The organism is Catenibacterium sp. co_0103, assembly GCF_004168205.1.
Classification (GTDB): domain Bacteria; phylum Bacillota_I; class Bacilli_A; order Erysipelotrichales; family Coprobacillaceae; genus Catenibacterium; species Catenibacterium mitsuoka_A.
Genome location: NZ_RCYB01000138.1, coordinates 1 through 3,834 on the forward strand (window position 1 = coordinate 1; position 3,834 = coordinate 3,834).

Annotated in this window: 4 protein-coding genes; 2 read left to right on the forward strand and 2 right to left on the reverse strand. The window is 33.2% G+C overall.

Going from position 1 to position 3,834, the window contains the following annotated elements:
• Positions 1-93 precede the first annotated feature (93 nt).
• Complete coding sequence (locus EAI80_RS12310) at positions 94-486, reverse strand: hypothetical protein (RefSeq protein ID WP_129982270.1); 393 nt, start codon at positions 484-486, stop codon at positions 94-96.
• Between the two features lie 95 nt (positions 487-581).
• Between EAI80_RS12310 and EAI80_RS12315 the strand changes: the two genes are divergently transcribed.
• Positions 582-1,310 (forward strand): aquaporin, encoded by a 729-nt coding sequence (locus tag EAI80_RS12315; RefSeq protein ID WP_129982271.1) that lies wholly within the window; start codon positions 582-584, stop codon positions 1,308-1,310.
• Positions 1,311-1,552: 242 nt separating this feature from the next.
• Here EAI80_RS12315 and EAI80_RS12320 read toward each other — a convergent pair whose 3' ends face one another.
• Complete coding sequence (locus EAI80_RS12320; protein ID WP_129982272.1) at positions 1,553-1,789, reverse strand: hypothetical protein; 237 nt, start codon at positions 1,787-1,789, stop codon at positions 1,553-1,555.
• Between the two features lie 441 nt (positions 1,790-2,230).
• Between EAI80_RS12320 and gdhA the strand changes: the two genes are divergently transcribed.
• Positions 2,231-3,574, forward strand: a complete 1,344-nt coding sequence (gene gdhA / locus EAI80_RS12325) for an NADP-specific glutamate dehydrogenase (RefSeq protein ID WP_129982273.1) — start codon at positions 2,231-2,233, stop codon at positions 3,572-3,574.
• Positions 3,575-3,834: the final 260 nt, after the last annotated feature.

Here is a 3,834-nt window from a genome sequence, read left to right on the forward strand (position 1 = left end):
GACTGCCCTTTACAAGTGGAAACCCCCAAATATTTAAAGCGAGTTTTTTATTGACCCCCCTTAAAAATTAAAGGTTCGGTATTTCACATGATTTTACATATTCTCTTGTTCTTGTGCAGATTCCTGTAATAATTGATAGTTTTCCATGAACTCTTCACTATTACTCACATAAGCATAAGAAATATACTTATGCGTAATCTTAATCTTATGTTTACTTACTGCCTTGATTGATTTAATATCCTTTACTTCAATCATTTCTGGAAGTAATGCGACATATTTCCATGTATATATCATGATAATATCGCTATATAAGTGAAGATTATAGCCAGCAAGACAGATTAATGCGATAGTGATTGTCATAATAAGAGCTAAGACAAAACGCATCTGAGAATGCCATACAACTTTGGAATAAATAGATAATGCGAGTAATGCAGGAATCATAATAATCATAAATACTGTTACTCTAAAATCTTTGAATTTTTTCATTTTATCACCTTTTCACATTCTACATGGATTAGGACCATTTGACAAGTTATTGAATTTGTCTTACACTCATTTCATAAAAATATTGGAGGTATTCAATGAAAATCAAGAAATTTCTATCCGAACTACTTGGTACTTTCCTACTTGTATTTCTAGGTACTACAGCTTATGCATTACTTGGATCTACAGGATTAGGTTCTACATATAGTACAGTAGCAGGTATTATCGGTATTGCAGTTGTATTTGGTCTTGCAATGACATTCGTTTATTATATGTTCTCTTCTATTTCAGGAGCACATGTCAATCCAGCAGTGTCTATCGCAATGTATTTTAATGGAGCTATCTCTCTCGTAGAAATGTTCCTTTATATTGTGGCACAACTATTAGGTGCACTTCTTGCAAGTGGATTACTACTTGGTATTCTTAAATGTATTCCTAGTGTATCTATCACAACTTTAGGTGTTGGACAAACAGGATATAGTTCTTTAAGTATGATTTCATTAGATGTAAAGGGTGCTATTCTTATAGAAGCTGTATTAACTTTTGTATTTGTATCAGTGTACTTACATGTAGTAAATGATGAAAGATTAGAAAGACTATCTGGATTATTAATTGGTGGTGCATTAACACTTGTCACAATTTTAGGTATCCCATTTACTGGTGCTTCTATTAACCCTGCAAGATCATTTGGTCCAGCAGTTATTATGAAGATACTTGGTAAAGGCACTGCACTTAATCAGTTATGGGTATTCTTATTATCACCACTTATTGGTGCTTTAGTCGCTTATATCGTTTATAAGTTATTAAAAGGTGAAAAGATTGCATAGCTAAACTGATTCAAAAATCTTTGGGCTGTAACGAATAGACAGTATTGACTACTACCTTGAGCGTTACAGCACTTTTTCATATATACTCTCCTAAAAAGGTTATTCTCTTTTGCATGATGAATACTTTTTCATATTCTAGATGCACTTAAAAACATTAGAAAAGAGATAGCTTCCGCTATCTCCCAGGACCCCTGCTATAAGTTAGGATTATTATGTATATACTAATAATTCGCTTTTTTAACCTAGAATTTGAAGAAGTTTTTAATTTCATCCTTAAAGAAGTAGATAAGTAACACTGTATTTCCAACAAATGGAATTAAAAGAGATGAGTGGAAAAATGTTGGTATTGAAACAAACTCAAATAGCGTATCTGCGATGGGGATTGCCACAATTGTTTGATCAGGATAAAAAGAAACTGCAATAAATAAAATCACATAGATAACAAAACAGAAAAGAAATTTTATTGTTTTAGTACTCATAAAATTATACCTCTATACATTAAGATTTATATTTAACATCAATATAGAATGCTTGCGTCTTTTTGGAAATGTAGTTATATAAATCATATAATCCACTTGAATCAAAGTAATCTGTTCTCATATGTTTTGCCAAGAAATCTCCAGATATTCCAAAACGACTACATTTTTATATTGATGTGGGGGTTTTCTGCCATTTTCACCCAAATAAATGTAAACGCTTTCTGCACTATATATTATACTGATACAAATAATATTAGTAAATAATTTACCAATTTTTATATATAAATTGTTTTCAATAATCACAATCCTAAAGTATACTCACAAAGTGTAGTTCATGCTTTTTATCACCTTAATCCTTGCTTTATCTTTGTGATAATAATTTCTTATTTTATAGAAATTCTATTATACGCATAATATAATTAATTTAAGGAGGATTTCGTTATGAAATATGTTGATAAGGTTTTAACAGAATTAAAAGAAAAGAATGCTGATCAGCCAGAATTCATCGAAGCGGCTACAAACATCTTAAAGAGTTTGGAACCAGTTATTGAAGCACATCCTGAATATGAAAATATGGCTATCCTTGAAAGATTTACTGAACCTGAAAGAGTTATTATGTTTAAAGTCCCTTGGGTTAATGATGAAGGTAAGACTATTGTGAACAGAGGTTACCGTGTACAGTTCTCTAGCGCAATCGGTCCTTACAAAGGTGGTTTAAGATTCCATCCTTCAGTAAACCTAGGTATTATTAAATTCTTAGGTCTTGAACAGATCTTAAAGAACTCTCTTACAACTTTACCTATCGGTGGTGGTAAAGGTGGTTCTGACTTTGACCCACAAGGTAAGAGCGATGCTGAAGTAATGCGTTTCTGTCAGTCATTCATGACTGAATTATACCGTCATATCGGTCCTAGCGTAGACGTACCTGCTGGTGATATCGGTGTAGGTGGAAGAGAAATCGGATACTTATTTGGACAGTATAAGAGAATTAAAGATGCTTATGAAAACGGTGTTTTAACTGGTAAAGCTTTACCATTTGGTGGAAGCTTAATTCGTCCTGAAGCGACTGGTTTTGGTGCTGTTTATTATGGTAATGAAGTATTAAAACATTTCAATGACAGCTATGAAGGCAAGACTATTGCATGTTCTGGATATGGTAACGTTACATGGGGTGTTGCTCAGAAAGCAACTGAATTTGGTGCTAAGGTTGTTACTATCTCTGGTAGAGATGGTTATGTATATGATGCAGAAGGTGTCAATACTCAGGAAAAATGGGACTTCCTTGTTGAAATCAGAACTAAGAACGATGTTAAGTTAAAAGACTATGCTGAAAAGTTCGGTGCTGAATTCCATCCAGGAGAAAAACCTTGGAGTGTTAAGTGTGATATGGCATTCCCTTGTGCAACACAGAATGAAATCGAAGAAGAAGATGCTAAGAAGTTAGTAGAAAACGGATGTAAGTATATTATCGAAGGTGCTAATATGCCTACTACTCCAGAAGCTATCGCATACTTCACAGGTCATGAAGGTACTTTAGGTCCTGCAAAGGCAGCAAATGCTGGTGGTGTTGCAGTTTCTGCACTTGAAATGAGTCAGAACTCAATGCGTTATAGCTGGACTAAAGAAGAAGTAGATGCAAAACTACATACTATCATGGTAGATATCTACAATAACTCTGTTACAGCAGCCGAAAAGTATGGCTTAGGTTATGACTTAATCAAAGGTGCAAATATTGCAGGTTTTGAAAAAGTTGTAGATGCCATGATTGCTCAGGGTAACTATTAATATTAACGAGAGTTGTAATGTAATCATTACAGCTCTTTTTTTGCGCTTTAAAAAAGGTGAATTATTCAATTTCCACCTTTTTCTTATGATTATAGACAATATGAAATGACGAGGAGGAAACAAAAAAAGTAACTCTCCTTAATTGTTCAATCGTGGATTTACCATTATACTTTGAGTAGAAATAAAAATTCATAGTATTGTGGGATTACCGCAAACAAATAAGGAGGGTTACCTATGAATAGAATAATAAAAATTGGGAT

Bases quoted from the DNA above. Each gene is read 5' to 3' on its own strand.
- EAI80_RS12310 (WP_129982270.1), bottom strand. From the start codon at position 486: ATGAAAAAATTCAAAGATTTTAGAGTAACAGTATTTATGATTATTATG.
- EAI80_RS12315 (WP_129982271.1), top strand. From the start codon at position 582: ATGAAAATCAAGAAATTTCTATCCGAACTACTTGGTACTTTCCTACTT.
- EAI80_RS12320 (WP_129982272.1), bottom strand. From the start codon at position 1,789: ATGAGTACTAAAACAATAAAATTTCTTTTCTGTTTTGTTATCTATGTG.
- gdhA (WP_129982273.1), top strand. From the start codon at position 2,231: ATGAAATATGTTGATAAGGTTTTAACAGAATTAAAAGAAAAGAATGCT.